At 36.1% G+C, this 18,543-nt stretch carries 15 protein-coding genes; 1 reads left to right on the top strand and 14 read right to left on the bottom strand.

Features of this window, described 5'->3' with window-relative positions:
• Positions 1-169: 169 nt before the first annotated feature.
• From BC6307_RS22540 to BC6307_RS22590, 11 genes are all read right to left on the bottom strand, one after another.
• On the bottom strand, positions 170-877 hold the full coding sequence (locus BC6307_RS22540; RefSeq protein WP_066413444.1) for an ABC transporter ATP-binding protein: 708 nt from the start codon (positions 875-877) through the stop codon (positions 170-172).
• 1 nt (position 878) lies between these two features.
• Positions 879-2,489, bottom strand: coding sequence for an ABC transporter permease (locus BC6307_RS22545; protein WP_084380266.1), 1,611 nt, complete (start codon positions 2,487-2,489; stop codon positions 879-881).
• A 361-nt stretch (positions 2,490-2,850) separates the two neighbouring features.
• The gene (locus BC6307_RS22550) at positions 2,851-3,939 is read right to left on the bottom strand and encodes a Fe(3+) ABC transporter substrate-binding protein (RefSeq protein ID WP_066413446.1); all 1,089 of its coding nucleotides are present in this window, start codon (positions 3,937-3,939) and stop codon (positions 2,851-2,853) included.
• 197 nt (positions 3,940-4,136) lie between these two features.
• On the bottom strand, positions 4,137-4,868 hold the full coding sequence (gene cuyB, locus BC6307_RS22555; RefSeq protein ID WP_066413448.1) for a cysteate racemase: 732 nt from the start codon (positions 4,866-4,868) through the stop codon (positions 4,137-4,139).
• A 74-nt stretch (positions 4,869-4,942) separates the two neighbouring features.
• Complete coding sequence (locus tag BC6307_RS22560; protein WP_066413450.1) at positions 4,943-5,677, bottom strand: C39 family peptidase; 735 nt, start codon at positions 5,675-5,677, stop codon at positions 4,943-4,945.
• Between the two features lie 43 nt (positions 5,678-5,720).
• Complete coding sequence (gene asnB / locus BC6307_RS22565; protein ID WP_066413451.1) at positions 5,721-7,571, bottom strand: asparagine synthase (glutamine-hydrolyzing); 1,851 nt, start codon at positions 7,569-7,571, stop codon at positions 5,721-5,723.
• Between the two features lie 237 nt (positions 7,572-7,808).
• On the bottom strand, positions 7,809-9,326 hold the full coding sequence (locus tag BC6307_RS22570; protein ID WP_066413453.1) for a Mur ligase family protein: 1,518 nt from the start codon (positions 9,324-9,326) through the stop codon (positions 7,809-7,811).
• 14 nt (positions 9,327-9,340) lie between these two features.
• Positions 9,341-10,522 (bottom strand): carboxylate--amine ligase, encoded by a 1,182-nt coding sequence (locus BC6307_RS22575; protein ID WP_066413455.1) that lies wholly within the window; start codon positions 10,520-10,522, stop codon positions 9,341-9,343.
• 210 nt (positions 10,523-10,732) lie between these two features.
• Positions 10,733-11,677, bottom strand: a complete 945-nt coding sequence (locus BC6307_RS22580; protein ID WP_066413457.1) for a PDR/VanB family oxidoreductase — start codon at positions 11,675-11,677, stop codon at positions 10,733-10,735.
• A 15-nt stretch (positions 11,678-11,692) separates the two neighbouring features.
• Positions 11,693-12,139 (bottom strand): dimethylamine monooxygenase subunit DmmA family protein, encoded by a 447-nt coding sequence (locus BC6307_RS22585; RefSeq protein WP_066413458.1) that lies wholly within the window; start codon positions 12,137-12,139, stop codon positions 11,693-11,695.
• The gene (locus BC6307_RS22590) at positions 12,139-13,086 is read right to left on the bottom strand and encodes a heme-dependent oxidative N-demethylase family protein (protein WP_066413460.1); all 948 of its coding nucleotides are present in this window, start codon (positions 13,084-13,086) and stop codon (positions 12,139-12,141) included. Before BC6307_RS22590 ends, BC6307_RS22585 begins: the two co-directional genes overlap by 1 nt.
• 125 nt (positions 13,087-13,211) lie before the next feature.
• On the opposite strand from BC6307_RS22590, the gene BC6307_RS22595 reads away from it, so the two are divergent.
• The gene (locus BC6307_RS22595) at positions 13,212-14,861 is read left to right on the top strand and encodes a M20/M25/M40 family metallo-hydrolase (protein ID WP_066413463.1); all 1,650 of its coding nucleotides are present in this window, start codon (positions 13,212-13,214) and stop codon (positions 14,859-14,861) included.
• 48 nt (positions 14,862-14,909) lie between these two features.
• Here the strand turns inward: BC6307_RS22595 and BC6307_RS22600 are convergent, their stop codons facing one another.
• Genes BC6307_RS22600 through BC6307_RS22610 form a run of 3 tightly spaced genes read right to left on the bottom strand, consistent with a single transcriptional unit; the run spans position 14,910 to position 18,455 of the window.
• Positions 14,910-15,860 (bottom strand): ABC transporter permease, encoded by a 951-nt coding sequence (locus tag BC6307_RS22600; protein WP_066413466.1) that lies wholly within the window; start codon positions 15,858-15,860, stop codon positions 14,910-14,912.
• Between the two features lies 1 nt (position 15,861).
• A complete protein-coding gene (locus BC6307_RS22605) occupies positions 15,862-16,935 on the bottom strand; it encodes an ABC transporter permease (protein WP_066413468.1) in 1,074 nt (357 codons plus the stop codon).
• A complete protein-coding gene (locus BC6307_RS22610; RefSeq protein WP_066413471.1) occupies positions 16,932-18,455 on the bottom strand; it encodes an ABC transporter ATP-binding protein in 1,524 nt (507 codons plus the stop codon). Before BC6307_RS22610 ends, BC6307_RS22605 begins: the two co-directional genes overlap by 4 nt.
• Positions 18,456-18,543 lie beyond the last annotated feature (88 nt).

Raw genomic sequence — 18,543 nt, forward strand, 5'->3', positions numbered from 1 at the left:
TACGGAAATATACTTCGCTTTCCGCGGGCGGCTGGTGAGCCTCCTCGTGCTTCGCACTGCGGGGTCTCACCTATGCCTTTCCTCCCGCTGGAGTCTACGTATATTTCCTCCGCTAATTTTGCGGTAATTCGTTTTTTATTATGATCATTTTAGTTTTGTCTCAGCCTCTTTAGCTAAAAGTTAATACTTTTTTATTATTTGTGTGAAGGGTAAAACTTGTAACAGTTCTTGAAATTTTCCCTTCCTTCACGTATACGATTCGATCGGCTAAAGCTTTCGCATCTGCTTCATCATGCGTTACTAAAATAGAAGTAATTCCAGTCTGTTTAATAATAACACGAAGCTCTTCCCTAATTTTCTCTTGAAGACTCCTATCTAAATTACTAAATGGCTCATCAAAGATTAATAAGGACGGAGCTGGAGCTAAAGCACGAGCTAGCGCAACACGCTGCTGTTGCCCTCCGCTAAGCTCATAAGGATAGCGATCTTTAAAATCTTGTAAGTTAACGAGTGTTAACATTTCTTCTAATCTTTCTTGCTTTTGTTTTCTATTTAATTTTTTTAAACCAAATTTAATATTATTGGCTACTGTCATATGTGGAAATAAGCAATAGTCCTGAAAAACCATTCCAATTCCACGTTTTTCTGGAGGCGTGAAATGTTTGTCATCGATCATTTTTTGTCCGTTTATCGAAATACTGCCTTTTTGAGGTATTTCCAAGCCTGCAATTAATCGTAAAATGGTACTTTTTCCGCTACCACTATCTCCTAAGATGGAAACGACTTCGCCTTTTTCTATATTTAAAGAAAAGTTTTGAATAGTTGGCGTTTTAGCATTACGATATTGAAACAGTAAATCTTCTATTTTGACATACATATTATTTAGCCTCCTTTTCCAATAAACGGTGAAAGATAAAGATTGATATTCCACTAATTAATATAATAAACAATGAAGCAATCGAAGCTTCTTGTACTCTTTCATCATTCGCATATTTATATGCTTGTGTTGCTAATGTAGCAAAGTTAAAAGGTTGTAGAAAAAGCGTAAGCGGTAACTCTTTTAATATATCCACGAAAACTAGAATAAAACCACTAAAGATCGCACTTTTCATTAGGGGTAAATCTACTTTAAAAAACGTCCGAATGGTCGATGACCCTAATAAACGAGATGCTTCCGTAAAACTATTCCCTATCTTTTCATAACCAGTCTCAATAGAGTTAAAACCGATTGCTAAAAAGCGAATAATATAGGCTGAAACTAACATTACTAAACTTGTTCGTAAAATAAATTGAGAATCAATTTGAAGCGTACTATATATGTTTAGTAATACACTATCGAGCGTTATAAATATCGTAATAATGGCAATGGCAATGGCTGCTCCAGGAATAGAATAACCTAATGTAGTAACGCGAGAAATTATTTTTACAAATATGCTATCATGCAATCTCGTATAATTTGCGATAATTAATGCGATAACCACGATAATTAGGGAAGCAACCCCTGCTACAAATATGGAGTTTTTCGCTAATGTTAAAAACTGCGGACTCCAAATGGTTTCATATGTCATAAGACCCCATTGTATTAATTGCGCTAATGGGATAATAAACGCGATACCAAATATAAAAGAACAGTACCCCGTAATCGCCCATGCCTTCCAGCCTTTTAATCTTTTAGGTTGAACAGGTCGAACTTTCGTAGAGGCATAACTATACTTTTTCCTTCCGCGTAATACTTTCTCTAGCATTAAAACGATAATAACGATGAACATTAGTAAACCTGCTAGTTTTAAAGCAGAATCTAAATCTTTCATACCATACCAAGTACGGAATATTGCCGTACTAAACGTTTGTATTCCAAAATAACTAACTACTCCATAATCATTTAACACCTCTAGTATTACTAGTGTCACACTTCCTATAATGGCAGCTTGTGATAGAGGTAAGGCAACTCGAAAGAACGTGCTAGTAGAACCACTTCCTAATAGCGTTGCATTTTCAATTAAGGAAGCAGACTGATTTTGGAAAAATGTTTTCGTAATGGTATACACGTAAGGATATAAAAATAGTGTAAATATGAAGACTGCCCCTTGAATGGACATGATATTGAAATATGCTTGGTTTACTTGAATATCAAAGGAGTTACGTAACGTTGTTTGAATAACACCTGTGTAATTTAATATGCCGTGGTATGCGTAAGCACCAATATAAGGTGGAATCGCTAACGGTAAAATTAATCCCCATTTAAAAAATCTTTTTAATGGAAAGTCATATATCGTCACGAACCAAGCTAGCGTTGTACCGATAATCGTAGTTGCTATTGCAGTAAATAGAAGGATAACCGTTGTATTATATATATAATCTTGTAGTAAGTAATGTTTAATATGTTCCCAGTTTTCATTAGGTTCTGTGAAAAACTGTATGCCTATTAATAGATTCGGTATGAGAATGATAGAAATAAAGAAAAGGCTTAAAATTGTCCATATGTTCATATGCTGTTTAGCTTGCTGGATAATACGCAATGATGACACTTCCTTTAATTAATGAACAATTTCTTTTGTTTTGTATGTGCTTTCACTTAATCCGCTTTAATTATAACGAAAATCATTCTCAAATGGAATATGTATTGGTTGGAAAAAACAAAACCGTCACAATTTTTGCATAGTGACGGTTTTTAATTTGGGGGAGTGTTAGTTTATACGGGCCTGAGCGTAGCGCCTGTGCTTTTCTTTGTCCAGCTACAGGGGCTAGCGGCTCGAGGTCATAAGCCAGTCACTTCCGGTGGGCAAACCCCGCCCACCGGCAGCGCCTGTCTTATGCTTGTCGCCGCTAAGCGAGCCCCTTTCGCTTTTCTTATTTCCAACCGACTTGGTTGAAGATTCGGATGGCTTGTTGTTGGTTTTGGCCTAGTACTGATAGGTCGATGTCTTGTTCTTTGAAATCGCCCCAAGATTTTAATAGTTCTGCTGGTTCTACATTAGGGTTAGCTGGGTATTCAAAGTTAGCCGAAGCGAATTTTTCTTGTGCTTCTTCACTTGATAAAAACTCAATAAATTTAATAGCGTTATCCTTGTTTTTAGCATGCTTTGTTACACCAGCAGCACTTACGTTAATATGTGTTCCAGTTGTATCTTGGTTCGGGAAGAAGATCCCTACATTTTCTGCTACTTTTACTTCTTCTGCATCTTCTGAGTTTAGCATTCCACCGATATAGTACGTATTCATAATCGCTACATCTGCTTCACCTGCAACGACTGCTTTTGCTTGGTCGCGATCTCCACCTTGTGGATCTCTAGCCATGTTGTTTACAATTCCTTGTGCCCATTCCGTTGCTGCCTCTTCACCCATAATGTCAATAAAAGATGCTAGTAAAGAAATGTTATACATGTTATCCGAAGAGCGAACAACTAGACGTTTATTCCAATCTGATTCTGTTAATGCTTCGTAAGTTGATAGTTCCGCTGGATCAACACGGTCTTTCGCATAAACGATCACACGTGCTCTTTTCGTAATACCAAACCAATGATTCTCATCGTCTCTTAGTTTATCAGGAATATTGTTAGAGATAACATCACTTTCGATTGCTTGAAGTAATCCGCTTTCTTTTGCAGCATGTAAGTTACCAGCGTCTGCAGTAATAAAAACGTCTGCTTCTGTCGCTTCTCCTTCAATGTTTAGGCGCTCCATTAATTCGTCGCCTTTACCTTCTACTACATTTACTTTAATACCTGTTTGTTCTTCAAACACTTTATACAGCTCTTGGTCTGTCTCGTAGTGTCTGCTTGTATATAAATTTACCACTCCACTACTTTGTTCTTCATTAGGTTGCTCCTCGTTACTTCCTGCTTGGTTTGTTCCACCATTATTGTTCGTTGCGCAACCAAGTAATGTTGCAACCGTTAACAAAAACACTAAACTTAATGAAATTATTCTTTTTGACATAAGATGTACGCCTCTTTTCTATGTATTTTATTAATAATGAAATTCATTCTCACTAACTATTATTATATTAAGAATAACAAATTAGTCAACACTTTCTTAAAATAATTACAAAAAATTATATATTATATAATAATTCACTCTTAGCTTTTTCGTGTTGAGATCATATAAAAAAGCCGTCCTTTTTAGTATAGGACAGCTTAGACAAATATATTAGATAGTTCTTTTCTTTTTACTTCTTTCCCAGAACGCTCAATCGCTTTTTCTATAAGGACAGCCATCGCATCTACTGTATGACAGGACGTTTCCTTCCTTAATGGAATAATTGATAGTTCCGTACATGCTAAAATAACACAGCGACAATTTTCCTCTTTTATTAACTGATGAACAATTGCTTCAAAGCGATCTTGGTCGGAACCGATGTCTGCTTTTATATTATATATAATGTTCATTACTTCATCTTGTAACGGTTTATTCGGCGTATACAAATTGAGATTATATTTTTGACACTCTTTTTCGTAAATGCCGCTATTTACAGTGCCGTTTGTAGCTAGTAATCCAATTTTACTTCCTTCACCAAATTTTTCATAAATTTCTTTTACTGTTTCTTGTACCATATGGATGATAGGAATGGTTGTCATTCCTTGCATCTCTTCATAAAAGAAGTGTGATGTGTTACACGGAATCGCAATATTGGACACTTCTGCCTTTTCAAGCATTTCAAAATCTCTTTTTATCTCTCGTAAAAAGTCTTCGCCTCGCTCTTCCAAAATAACCGTTGTTCGATCTGGTAAAGTAGCATGATTCATAATAACAATATCTATGTGCTCTTGATCACTATTGGCAACTGTATTTTCTATTAGTTTATCGAAAAATACACTTGTTGCTTTCGGCCCCATTCCGCCAATAATGCCTAAACGTTTCCCTTTCATACTTCACCAACTTTTTTTAGCTTTTAAGAAAGTACAAAAATTCCCGTACATTACGAGTTCTTCTATAAATCGTTCTATCGTATCACCACTAAGGCATGACTACCTAGTTCTATATAACTGTTAAAGAAATCAATGGCATCGTGGGTTACTTGTCCTTTTAGTGGATCCATTACGTGCACCATTCCATTTTCGTAGCCATTTAATACAACGGCATGCAAATTGACAGGCGCTTGAAACTTTTCTTCCGTTGATTCAAAATGCCATGAGTACGTAACTTTCGGTGGACTCAAATCTAAAGTTACCCATATCACGACGGGATTACCTTGTTGTAAATATTCCATGATTTCGCCTGGTGTACTTCCGCTTAAATCTTTTACAGTTTCTTTACCGCCAACATCGGCTATATACGTTCGGGCTGCATCTACAATTGGAGGAGCATAACTGAAAAAACCGTCCTTACGTCTCGGATCACCAGCATAAGCCTCATACGGATTTCCTCCGATTAGCTTTCCATCCTTCCAGAAAAATGGCACTTTTGTTAAGTAGTCGTCTGCCATTTCTGTTTTACTTATAGAGTATCCACAAAATTGTAAAACGGCTGTTAAAGACGTAATTTCGCAACCATTCGGCAGTTCCGGATTTTGCAAAATCGTTTCTACCGGAATAGATACACCATTTTTCAGCTCTGCCTTTTCTTCTTCATCAAGAGGTACGGAAACAACAGGAGTGGCAGCAAATGCATTATTCACCATTAAAAGCGCAACATTAACAATAATTAATAGTAAGCTTAAAAAAACTGGTTTTTTCATAATTACTGGTACCCTCCTGCTCTTTCACCATAAGTTTGACAAATTAACAGTCTTTAAAAAACTTTTTATACCATACTAAAAATACGTAAACTGTCCATATATAACGAGCATAGTTTTCTTTCCCGTTATAATGATCATCTAAAAACTGTACTAGTTCTCTCGTTTCAAAAAATTCCGCAGCCATGTCTGATTCGAACATTTCTTTTACTTTGTTATAATATTTCTCTTCACGTAGCCAGAAGCGAATAGGAACTGGGAAGCCGACTTTTGTACGGTTTGCCCATTCTGAAGGAATGACTTCTTCTGCTGCTTGACGTAATGCTATTTTTGTTTGTTTACTATTTATTTTATACTGTGCTGGAACTTGTGCAGCAAGTGACATTACAACTTTATCTAAAAATGGAACACGTAACTCAATAGAATGAGCAGAACTCATTTTATCAGCTTTTAGTAAAATGTCTCCTGGTAACCATAAATTCATATCTAAATACTGCATTTTCGTTACGTCGTCTTTATTTTTAACTTTCTCATAAACCTTTTCTGTAATGCTTTGTACAGATGGCCCATTTTTGTAATCATTCTTTAATACTTTTAACGCATCATCTTCTGCAAAAACTTTCGCTTGTCCAATGAAGCGTTCTTCTACCTTTTGACCACCTTTATCTAAAAACTCTGTAATTCTGTTATGTGGTAGTTTTCGTGCTAATAACGATAGCGGACGACGAATTGCATACGGTACTGACTTTTGATATTTTTCTTGATTTGGTGACGTTTGATACCAAATGTAGCCGCCGAATAGTTCATCTGCTCCTTCTCCTGATAAAACTACTGTTACATGCTCACTAGCAAGCTGTGCTAAAAAGTATAACGGAACAGAAGACGGATTTGATTGAGGCTCGTCCATATGATATTGAATTGTTGGTAGCATATCAAAACAATCATCGGCATCAATAATGCGCTTATGATTTTCTATGTTTAAAATATCTGATAGCTCTTTCGCTAAATTTGTTTCATTGAATATACCTTCGTGATCTTCGAAACCGACAGAAAATGTTTTGTTCGGTTTTAAAAGTGACGTAATATAACTAGAGTCGATACCACCAGAAAGGAATGAACCAACTTTTACATCACTTATTTTATGATATTTAACAGACTCTTCGACTGTTTTTTTAATTTCATTTACGTAATGTTCAAAGCTATTTTCACTTTCATCAAACATTGGGTCCCAATAACGATTAATTTGAATAGACCCTTTTTTATATAACATATAATGCCCTGGTTTTAACTTGAATACACCTTTAAAGAACGTTTCATCCAACACAGAGTATTGGAACGTTAAATAAGGTTTTAGCGCATCTTTGTTTAATTCTTTAATAAATCCAGGGTGTTTTAAAAACGATTTTATTTCAGACCCAAAAATAAAGGAATTATCTGTAGTATTTTGTGTATAGTATAAAGGTTTTATACCGAAATGATCTCTTGCGATAAATAATGATTCTTCTTTTTTATCGTAAATAGCAAAAGCGAACATACCTCTTAGCTTTTCTACTAGATTTACTCCATATTCCTCATAACCATGAATTAAAACTTCACTATCTGTATGACTAACAAATTGGTGTCCTTTTTCTACTAAATCTTCACGAAGTTCTTGGAAATTGTAAATTTCCCCATTAAAAATAAGCACACAGCTGTTATCTTCATTGTACATTGGCTGGTCTGCTTCTTCAGTTAAGTCAATAATACTTAAGCGACGAAAACCTAAGGCCACTTTATCGTCTGTAAATACTCCACCGCTATCAGGACCGCGGTGTGTAATTGTATCCATCATTGTTTCTACTAAATTTTTCTTTTCTTCCGCATTTGCATTACTTGCAAAACCTACAAAACCACACATATTTATATGTCACCTTTCGTATACAGGATGCTGTATTATGAACTACTCTGTTTCTTCTTCAACTATTGTAATTGTTTATTTTAATATAGAAAAGTGGAAAGAGGTTGGGACATAACTACTTTTATCAAAGTAAAAAACGAACAAAAAATAGTAGTGTGGAAATATCCCGCTCCGGAAATTCTGCTACTGTTCGTTTTTTATCATGATCATATTAGTTTTGTCTCAGCCTCTTTTACTTCATTGCAAATGACCGACTGTTTTTGGTGCTTTTGAAGTACGTTTATGAATAATTTCTAATGCTATTTCTCCACCAAGGTCCATGCCTTGTGCACCTGCTAGTAATATTAAGTCATTTTCTACAACATTTGTAATAGCTTCTGTAATGGCGTCTGGAAGTTCGTCGTAAAGTTTAACTTCAATACCTGCCTTCTCCATTACGTCCATAAATGCTTTTACTTCTTCATCTGTCACACGATCTTTTAATGTTACATGTGAAACACTTTTCGTTGCAATAATTTCACTAATATTTAGTTTAGATGCCCATTCTACAATTGCTTCTGCATTTTCTCTATTAACCGTTGGGCCTCTTTCACCACGAATCGCATAGACAAGATGGAGATTTTGGAAATCCATATACTGAAGTGTCTTTAGCGTAATATTAATATTTCCAGGGTTAGCAAAATGGTCATCTACTATCTTAATATCCTCTTCAAAAATAAATTCAAAACGTCGTTCTACGCCAGTAAACGTTTGAAGAGTTTCTTGAATAGATGCAATCGATACATTATTTAATAGAGCTACAGTAATGGCAACCATAGAATTATATACAGAGTGCAATCCAGGTACCGCTAATTCCACTTCAAATGAGCAAGGTGTTAAGTGAGCGGATTTCGATTTGAATTCTTTCACTATTTCGTAAGTGAATTTACCTCTACCAGTAGAAAGGTCTAAGTTTTTACAACGAATATGCCCTTCTTCGTTTCTAACACCGAACGTAACGACACTAGCATTTGTTCGATTAATTAAAGAAGCGGAATATTCATCATCTAAATTTAAGACTGCAACACTGTTTTCAGAAGCATTCGTTATTAAGCTTGATTTCACATTCCAATATTGTTCAAAAGACCCGTGAGAATCGATATGTTCACGGCTAATGTTATTTAGCGTAACAATATCATACTCTACCGTTTCCACTCGGTTTGTTTCCATTGCTGCTGATGAAACTTCCATACTTACATGCGTTACGCCTCGCTCTACCATTTGGTGCAAGTAATTTTGTAAGTCTAAAGATTCTGGCGTTGTTAGTTCTGCCGGGAAAGAATAGTCATCAATTTTGACTGTAACAGTACCAATTAGGCCTGTCTTGTATCCTTCTGTTTCGAGCATCGCATTTGTCATATAAGACGTTGTTGTTTTACCGTTTGTTGCAGTAATCCCTATCATTTTTAATTTTTTGGAAGGTTCGTTAAAATAGGCATTCCCTAATTGAGCAAGCGCAATTCTACTGTTTTCCACACGATATTGAGGAATGTCTATTCCTTCTTGGAAGTCTTCTACTACCGCAGCGATAGCTCCATTTTTAACAGCATCAGCTAAATATTTATGACCGTCCGTTTTATATCCCTTGATACATACAAATAGATGACCGCTTTCGACCTTTTGCGAATGATACGATAATCCTGTTATCGATATGTTTTCTTCTTTATATGTTTCTACCACGCTAATCGCTTGTAATAATTGTTGTAAATTTACCACATTTAATCCCACCTTTAATTGGAGCTTCTACGAAACTTCTTTCCAGCAATCATTTGTAAAAAGGAAATTGCAGGCTTTGGATCTTTCCAATCCCAAATAGCATAAGCTTTCTTTTTTAGTAATGACTGTAAAACGTCCTTCGTTGATAACTGGCCTGTTTTTATATATCCTTTAATCGCTAAAATATCTTCATACACATACCAAAAAGCGGTATTCGTGTTTTCTGTCACTGCTTTTGATTGTAACGGAGATCCCGTTAATTCTCGATAAGTAATATATGGGAAGTTTATCCCAACTTTATATAACAAATGGTTTAAGTTTGTAATTCTTGCGTTTATTTCAATTAAGTAAAAGTTGCCTGTTTCTGCATCTTTTTTAAATTCAATTTCTGCAAATCCTTTAAAACCTATATCCTCAAGAAACTTGGCACCAACTTCATATAATTCCGGAATATATTTTTGCTCTGTGTAGACAGATGCGCCAAAATTTATAGGATATTGACGATGCTTTTGACACGTTACCCAATGAGTTACTTTCGAGTCTTGATTTAAGTAGGCATCAAAAGTATGCATATGATCATCAAATCCTGGAATAATTCGTTGGACAATTACTTCTAATCCTGCTTCTTCCGATTTACGGAGTGCTTCATCTAATTCCTGGCGATTTTCCACTTGAAAAATCTTTTTTCTAAACTTCGCCACAAATGAAGGAGAATCAACAGGTTTTACGATACACGGGTACCCAATTATTTCATCAATTTTCTCATAAAAGTTTTCCTCGTGTAATCGGACCGTTTCGGGAACTAAAACACCATGCTTCGTCGCTAATGCATGTAGAGTTTCTTTGTTCATTACTTCTGTATATAATCCTTGTTCCGTTTGTGGAATTAAATAATGCTGCTTTAATTCATCTAAATATTCATCGATTACTTCTACGTAGGAATCATGACAAGGTATTAGAACAGGCGGAGCTGTTTGTTTGCGAGCATAATCTATTAGAAAGTCAATAAACTGTTGTTTGTTCTCTTTATAGTGCGGTGCGATAACACGTTCCGAACAATATTTTGAATGAGCACCATACGTATTTTCATAGGAATAATCTACTGCAACCGTATGTATATCCTGCACCCCTAAGCAACGAATCGTGCTTAATCCGATATAATAATTTGTTCCTAAAATAACTGCTTTATTATTCATTCTTTTATCCAGCCTTTCTTACACTGCTAATTAAAATATTTACATAGGATCTAGGCTTTTTCAACAACATTTATATTATAAAAACAGTATTTTCTATTCAGTAGTCCAATATATAATTTTATTTGTTTTTTATCATTCTTTCCATCTTTTTTCGATAAATGTCAAATGAATTTAATATGATTGATATCTTTTGTCATTTCCCGGGAAAATTTATCGAGTAATGTAGATATTTCCCGACCTTGCACGCGAAACACAAGTAATAATGGATGTTTTTCTTTGATCCTTGTTTAAAAATTGATCCTGATGATCGACTTCACCTTCAATTACTTTCCACTCGCAAGTACCACAACGACCAACTCTACAAGAATAAGGTGCATGAATACCGGCAGAAAGAAGTGCTTCTAATAACGATTCATCCTTTGAAACTGTTATTTCCTTCCCGTTTTCTACTTGTGCAGTAAACGGAGCTCTATTTATTTGAACCGGTGCTGAAAAGCGTTCAAAGTGAATACTTCCGTTCGGATAGCCGAATTGTTGTGCTGCTTTTACGAACGATGTAATAAACGATTCCGGACCGCAAAAATATACATGTGTTCCAATATTATGTTGAAGCAACGAATCTACTGTTAACTTCTTCGTTTCTTGAGAAAAATAGAAATGACAACAACCTGGGTACATTTCCTTTAACTCGCCATAAAAAGCACATTGCTCTTTCGTTTTCGCAGCGTAATGTAATTCAAACGAGCGACCAGACTCCTTTAACTCTGCCATCATCGACAGAAAAGGAGTGATTCCAATTCCTGCAGCATAAAAGACGTGATGTTTCGCTTTAAAGCTTAGTGGAAGATGATTTTTAGGATAACTAATATCAATTTGGCTACCAATCTTTATTTCCTCATGCCAATATCGGGAACCACCTTTTGACTGTTCATCTAACCGAACAGAGATTTCGTAACAATTATTGTTATCAGGGTGATTATTCAAACTATAAGGACGAGCAAGTTTCCCTTCTTCCCCGACATACGTTGTAATATGTGAGCCAGCACTAAAATAAGGAAGTGTTCCTTTTGCTGCAACTAGAGTGAACCGTTTAATTTTTGATGTGATATTCTCTTTGTTTTGAACAATAACAGGAATAGTTTTTTCTCTGTACACGACTTACACTCCTATTTATAATTTTGCTACATATCCTAAATGTGCATCTCGCAGTGAAGAATAATGGTCCGAAACGACGAGTTGCAACTCGCAATGGGAACAGGTTATTTCCTCGTCCACTATTAAATTTATTTTCTCAGTAATGCCGTGACAACGACAACAAAAAACGTTCATCGGTTTAGGACCGATTCCGACAGAAATCATTTCTTCTTCTGAATAGCCAATAGACCAAGCCATTTTTTCTATTTCCCTTTTTAACTTCCAAGGTGCTGCAATGTATAAAAAGGTCCCCATTTTTTGTGATGAAAGGAGGTTTTGTAAGGTTGAAGAATCCAATGGAACAATCTCAAACGGCAACTCTTTCTTTTTAACCTCATATATTATTGGTTGCAATACTTCTAAACTAGCTTCATCCCCACAGAAAATATATTTCCTTTTCCCATTAATTAATGAAACCGTCATTAATCTTCCCTACTTTCTAGCTGTTCTTTTAAATATTGCAGAACAGGTTCTCTGTAGGAGGTAATTCCTTTATAGTCAACAATATGCGGCGGTAACTCCTGCATTATTTCATTAAATTGCTGTAACCACTCTTTTTTCATCACAAATTGATAGAGTGGCATAATATGAGAATGAATCGTAAAAAGAATTCCACCCGTTCTCGGTAACCTAAAAAGCTTCTGTACTTCTACACGCAAATGTACAAATTCGCCGACATTATCTTTCGTTACCTTTTTTCGTCCTTTTCCCCAGTCGGCAAACGTTTCTAACGACGTATCTAACCGATCTCCAGCCATAAGCCCCCAGTTTTTCCTCCCCCAAGGAGAACCAGCTTCAAGCTGCATTAAAAAGGTCAATATTCGATCATCCAATGGCGCAAAGCCTGGAATTGGTTTATGAATTGTTTTAAAATCCATCCCTACATTAAATGTTAGCGACCAATTTGAAGGGAAACATAACTGACCTGCATCTAAATATAAATCACCATCACGTTCCATCATAAGTAACAAGTCTTCCTGAACATGTCTCCCGATAAAATCTAACGGTTCGACTGATAAAGAAGAACAATCGCCAAATGTGAAGGTTACTGTTTCATCTAGTAACACGTTACGAAATGTCCATTGCTCCCCAGCCTTATCGATAGAAAATTTAGTAGGAAAGTAGGTTACAAGATGGTCTATAACTAAATCCACTACTTCCCATTGCGCACGCATTGTGTGAGGTAACGATTGAAAGCAACGTTCATGATGCTCGGTTAATAATTCTCGTTTTAAGAAAACCTCTTTCTCATATGTATTCGTTATATCCACACTACAAGGTTGGTTTAACAAAACTGAGTTATTAGAATAACGATAAGTATCGTCTTTAAATGGATATGGAAAATGAGCTAAATGGTCTAAAGATTTCATCGTCTCACCCTTTATGTAAAAATTTATCATTTTATATGTATATTAAAATTCTTCTATATATCTCCTAATTAAAGTATTATAGCACTAAATAGGTATTTTTTATTATAAACGAAGGAGTTTCTAATATGTTACAGTGTCGCGAAGAGGTTTTATTTTTAACAAAGCAACTAGTTAATGTTGAAAGTATCGTTAATACAGAAGGCGAAAAAGTGATGGCTGAAGCTGTGTATACGATCGTTTCGTCTATGCCCTACTTTAAAGGAAACCCGCATCTTGTTAGAAAACAGCAAACAGTTGACGATGAACGAGAACGCTATAATGTAATTGCGCTCGTAAAAGGGACTAAATCACCAAGCAATAAAACAGTAGTACTAATGGGCCATATGGATACAGTAGGAACGGATGATTTCAACCACTTAAAAGAAAAAGCATGTGACCCTCTAGAATTAATGCAAGCACTCCAGGAAGAAAAATTACCAACTTCCGTTGAATCTCATCTACAGTCCGGTGAGTATTTGTTCGGAAGAGGTGTACTTGATATGAAAAGTGGTGTTGCTAGCCATCTCTATCTTTTAAACTACTATTCAAACCACCCAGAAGAACTAAGCGGTAATTTAGTAGTCGTCATTGAATGTGATGAAGAAGACAGTTCACACGGCATACTATCTGCTTTAAAAGAGTTACAATTATTACGAGACGAGCACAAGTTAGATTATGTTGCTGCCATTAATGCTGATTTTGTTTCCCCTCGTTATGAAGGAGACAATAACCGTTATATTTATAAAGGCACTGTCGGTAAATTATTACCTTCCTTTTACATTACAGGTGCAGAAACGCATGTTGGATCTTGCTTTGAAGGGTTAGATCCTAACTATATTGCTGCTAGCTTAACTAAACAAATTAATTACAACACGGAACTCTGTAATGAAGCGTTTGGGGAAACGACTGTACCACCTGTTTCATTAAAGCAGACGGATTTAAAGCCAACATACACCGTTCAAACTGCCCTGTCTGCTTACGTATATTACAATTTCTTCGTACATTCCTGGTCTCCTAAAGATGTACTAGAAAAATTAAGAACACAAGCTGAAATTGCGTTCGATTCTGCACTAAATGAGTTTAAACAAAACTATTTATCCTATAGCAAAGCTAGCAATCAGCCTTATGTAGATGTTCCGTGGAAGCCTAGAGTCTTGCTATATGATGAAATGGATAGATTATTGATCGATACTCACGGTGACTCCTATGTAACTCATATGCTCGCATATAAAGAAGAATTACTATTAGACCAAGAACTAGATACGCGAATGTTTGCTGCAAAAGTAGTAGAAGAGGCGTGGAAATGGATGCCCGATAAGAGCCCTGCCATTATTTTATTCTATTCATCGCTCTATTCACCACGTATCGAAGTAACCGGTAAAAACGAAAAGGAAGTAAACTTGCTACATGCGTTAGATGCTGCAGTTGAAAAGTATCAACCGCAATATCAACACCCTATCGTAACACGCAATTTCTTCCCCTATATTTCAGACATGAGCTTCGTTGCTTTAAGTGATGATGAAGAAGAATTAAAGTCTGTTGCTGATAATAACCCTGGATGGGGAACGAAGCATTACGTTAATTATGAAGATATAAGAGCGATTAACGTACCCGTTATCAATATCGGTCCTTACGGCTTTGATGCTCATAAACAGTACGAACGGATGGAGTTAAGCTATTCTTTAGAAATCGTACCTAATTTAACAAATGAAGTTATTCAACGATTACTAGTTTAGAAGATAAGAAAAAGAGAAGTAGCCTCTACTTCTCTTTTTTGCATTTCATTATCTTTTCCCTGAATCAAACGGTTCTCCAACTGCCTTTGGAGCTTGTGATGACTTAGAGAAAATAATTAATGCAACTAGCGTTACTACATATGGGAATATCTTCAACAACACCGGCGGAATAACCGCTAATGCTGGAACAACTTGTGACACGTTCGCAACAGTAGTTGCAAATCCGAAGAAGAAAGTTGCTGCTAGTATTCCTAGTGGCTTCCATTGACCAAAGATTAGCGCTGCTAAAGCTAGGAAACCTAAACCTGCTACTGTTCCAGTAAACTCACCAGCATAAGTTACGACAATTACCGCTCCTCCTAGAGCAGAAAAAGCACCTGAGATCATAACACCATAATAACGCATTCTTTTTACATTAATACCAGCAGCTTCTGCCGCATGTGGATGCTCCCCACAAGCTCTTAAACGTAAGCCGAACGGTGTTTTATATAAGATAAACGTACTAATGATTAGTATCGCAAGAACTAACCAAGTAGTTGGATATGTCCTTGTAAAGAATAGATCCCCAATAATTGGGATGTCTGACAAATAAGGAACATTAGTTGATTTAAAAGCGTTTATACTAATTTTTCCGCTTCCTGTCATGTTTCTTGCAAGGAACACCGTAATAGCTCCAGCAATCATGTTTATTGCAGTACCACTAATAATCTGATTAGCACTTAAGTTAATACTTGCAAAAGCATGTAACAAAGAGAACAAGACACCAGCAATCATAGCAACTACTATTCCAACCCAAATAGCAGTTGTACTACCAGGAAACGATGATTGAATTGTATAGATAACAAGTGCTCCAGTAAAAGCACCAATGACCATCAAACCTTCTAAACCGATATTAACAATACCACTTCGTTCACTAAATAAAGCCCCTAAAGCTGTTATTAAAAGAGGAATAGTAAAGATTATAGCATACGGAGCAATTTGTTGAATTAAAGACCACATACTATTGCCCCTCCTTTTCATCTACAATTGTTTTCTTCTCTTTTCTCTTTTTCAATACTTTCGTTACTAGTCTTTCAATTAATATACTTGTAGCTGCAAAGTAAATAATAATAGCGATAATAGAATCCGCTATTTCTGGTGGGATATCCGTCATAGCGTTCATAAAGCCACGGCCAGAATATAACAATCCAAAGAAGATTGCGGCTAATAAAACACCAAACGCAGAGTTAGCACCTAAAAGCGCAACTGCAATTCCGTCAAAGCCTTGAGTTGGCATAACACCAATTTGCATACTAGTTGTGTTACCTGCATAAAAGGCAACCCCACCAAGACCAGCTAATCCACCTGAGATAGCCATAGCTAGAATAATACCTTTGTTCACTTTTATTCCGGCATATTCTGCACCATCACGGTTATAACCAACTGCTTTTAATTCGTAACCTAAAGTTGTTTTATTGATAATAAATGCCACTACGATTACGGCAATTACAGCTAAAAACAGTCCTAAGTTAATGTAGGAACCATCAAACGCTTCCGTTAAAAATGGTACGCGTAACGAAGCATTATCAGAAATCTTCCTTGATTCCGTTTCTAAAAACTCGCCTTTAAAATATCCTGGCACTGCATAGTAAATAGTCCAGTAAGCAATCCAGTTCATCATAATCGTGGAAACAACTTCATGCACATTAAACTTTGCTTTTAATAAACCTGGGAAAAACGCCCATAAAGCGCCACCTAAAAATCCTACTACAATCATCAAGGATAACAATACAGGCTTAGCAAGATCATCAAAAGTTAAACCTACCGCAAGTGCACAAAATCCTCCAAATAACATTTGTCCCGCCGCGCCAATGTTAAACAAACCAGTGCGGAAAGCAAATGCGACAGAAAGTCCAGTGAAAATTAATGGAGTAGCTGTTGCTAAAGTGTTACCGATACGGGATATACTTTTTAATCCACCTTCAAATAAATATTGATACCCTGCGATTGGGCTATTTCCCGTGAAAGCCATTAAAATTGCTCCAGCGATCAATCCAAAGAGAACAGCTATTAACGAAACTATGACGTTTCTCATTCGTCTTCCCCCTTATTCACGCCAGCCATCATTAAGCCAATTTCATTTTCATCCGTTTCTTTCGCATTAACGATTCCAATTAAATTTCCGTTATTTACAACAGCAATGCGATCCGAAACATTCAATATTTCATCTAGTTCTAAAGAAACTAATAGTACAGCTTTTCCTTTGTCTCGCTGTTCTACTAGACGTTTATGAATATATTCGATTGACCCTACATCTAATCCACGTGTCGGTTGCACAGCGATGAGAAGTGTTGGGTCCATTTCAATTTCGCGTCCTATAATTGCTTTTTGCTGATTTCCTCCCGACATGGAACGTGTAACAGAAATAGGTCCTTGTCCAGAACGAACATCAAAGTTTTTTATGATGTTTTCAGCATGTTTTCTCATCGCAGAAAAGTTTAAAATACCTCGTTTAGAATATGGAGCTTTATCATAAACTTCTACAATCATATTTTCTTCAACCGTATAGTCAAGAATAAGTCCGTGCTTGTGACGATCCTCCGGAATATGTGCAATTCCCTTTTCAATTCTCTTTTTAACAGGGAGGTTTGTAATATCTTCACCTTCATAAATAATAGAACCAGATTCTACTTTTGCTAAACCAGTTATACTTTGCACAAGTTCAGATTGTCCGTTTCCATCTACACCTGCAATACCAAGGATTTCCCCTCTTTTAACTTCAAGGGATACGTTGTTAAGGCCAATAACGTCTTTATCTTTATTTACTGTTACGTTATTAAGCGTAAGAACTACTTCGCCAACCTTCGCTTCTTCCTTTTCAACTTGGAAATTAACTTCACGTCCAACCATCATTTCTGCCATTTTGGAAGTACTAGTCTCCGCAACATTCACTGTACCGATTGTTTTCCCTCTACGAATAACAGTACATCTGTCTGCCATTGCTTTAATTTCCTTCAGCTTATGGGTAATGATGATAATGGACTTTCCTTCAGCGATTAAGTTTTTAAGTATTTTACCTAAATCTTCAATTTCTTGTGGTGTTAAAACGGCCGTAGGTTCGTCTAATATAAGAACATCCGCAGCACGATAAAGCATTTTTAATATTTCAACTCTCTGCTGCATTCCCACTGATATATTCTCGATTTTTGCATATGGGTCTACATTTAAGCCATACTGATTTGAAAGCTCTTGGATCTTTTTGCTTGCTTCACTTAACTCTAATTTATATAACTGATGGGGTTCTGCTCCAAGTACAATGTTTTCCGTTACTGTAAAATTACTAACTAATTTAAAATGTTGGTGTACCATTCCGATGCCTAATTTATTCGCAACGTTCGGATTCGAAATTTTCGTTTCTATCCCATTCACTTTAATAACGCCACGGTCTGGTTGATACATACCAAAAAGTATCGACATTAATGTAGATTTTCCAGCACCGTTTTCTCCTAACAAAGCATGAATTTCACCTTTTTTTAGTTGTAGCGTAATATTATCGTTGGCTACGATACCAGGAAACTCTTTGCGAATATTGAGCATCTCTACTACATATTCCATTTTTCGCAACTCTCCCTCTTAACAAATTCACTGTTATTAGTAACTCACACGCATTGAAGATGTTGGATGTGAGATGTCAGACAATATA

The organism is Sutcliffiella cohnii, assembly GCF_002250055.1.
Taxonomy (GTDB): domain Bacteria; phylum Bacillota; class Bacilli; order Bacillales; family Bacillaceae_I; genus Sutcliffiella; species Sutcliffiella cohnii.

Coding starts and splice junctions, on each gene's coding strand:
- BC6307_RS22540 (WP_066413444.1), bottom strand. CDS start 877: ATGTATGTCAAAATAGAAGATTTACTGTTTCAATATCGTAATGCTAAA.
- BC6307_RS22545 (WP_084380266.1), bottom strand. CDS start 2,489: ATGAACATATGGACAATTTTAAGCCTTTTCTTTATTTCTATCATTCTC.
- BC6307_RS22550 (WP_066413446.1), bottom strand. CDS start 3,939: ATGTCAAAAAGAATAATTTCATTAAGTTTAGTGTTTTTGTTAACGGTT.
- cuyB (WP_066413448.1), bottom strand. CDS start 4,868: ATGAAAGGGAAACGTTTAGGCATTATTGGCGGAATGGGGCCGAAAGCA.
- BC6307_RS22560 (WP_066413450.1), bottom strand. CDS start 5,677: ATGAAAAAACCAGTTTTTTTAAGCTTACTATTAATTATTGTTAATGTT.
- asnB (WP_066413451.1), bottom strand. CDS start 7,571: ATGTGTGGTTTTGTAGGTTTTGCAAGTAATGCAAATGCGGAAGAAAAG.
- BC6307_RS22575 (WP_066413455.1), bottom strand. CDS start 10,522: ATGAATAATAAAGCAGTTATTTTAGGAACAAATTATTATATCGGATTA.
- BC6307_RS22585 (WP_066413458.1), bottom strand. CDS start 12,139: ATGACGGTTTCATTAATTAATGGGAAAAGGAAATATATTTTCTGTGGG.
- BC6307_RS22590 (WP_066413460.1), bottom strand. CDS start 13,086: ATGAAATCTTTAGACCATTTAGCTCATTTTCCATATCCATTTAAAGAC.
- BC6307_RS22595 (WP_066413463.1), top strand. CDS start 13,212: ATGTTACAGTGTCGCGAAGAGGTTTTATTTTTAACAAAGCAACTAGTT.
- BC6307_RS22600 (WP_066413466.1), bottom strand. CDS start 15,860: ATGTGGTCTTTAATTCAACAAATTGCTCCGTATGCTATAATCTTTACT.
- BC6307_RS22605 (WP_066413468.1), bottom strand. CDS start 16,935: ATGAGAAACGTCATAGTTTCGTTAATAGCTGTTCTCTTTGGATTGATC.
- BC6307_RS22610 (WP_066413471.1), bottom strand. CDS start 18,455: ATGGAATATGTAGTAGAGATGCTCAATATTCGCAAAGAGTTTCCTGGT.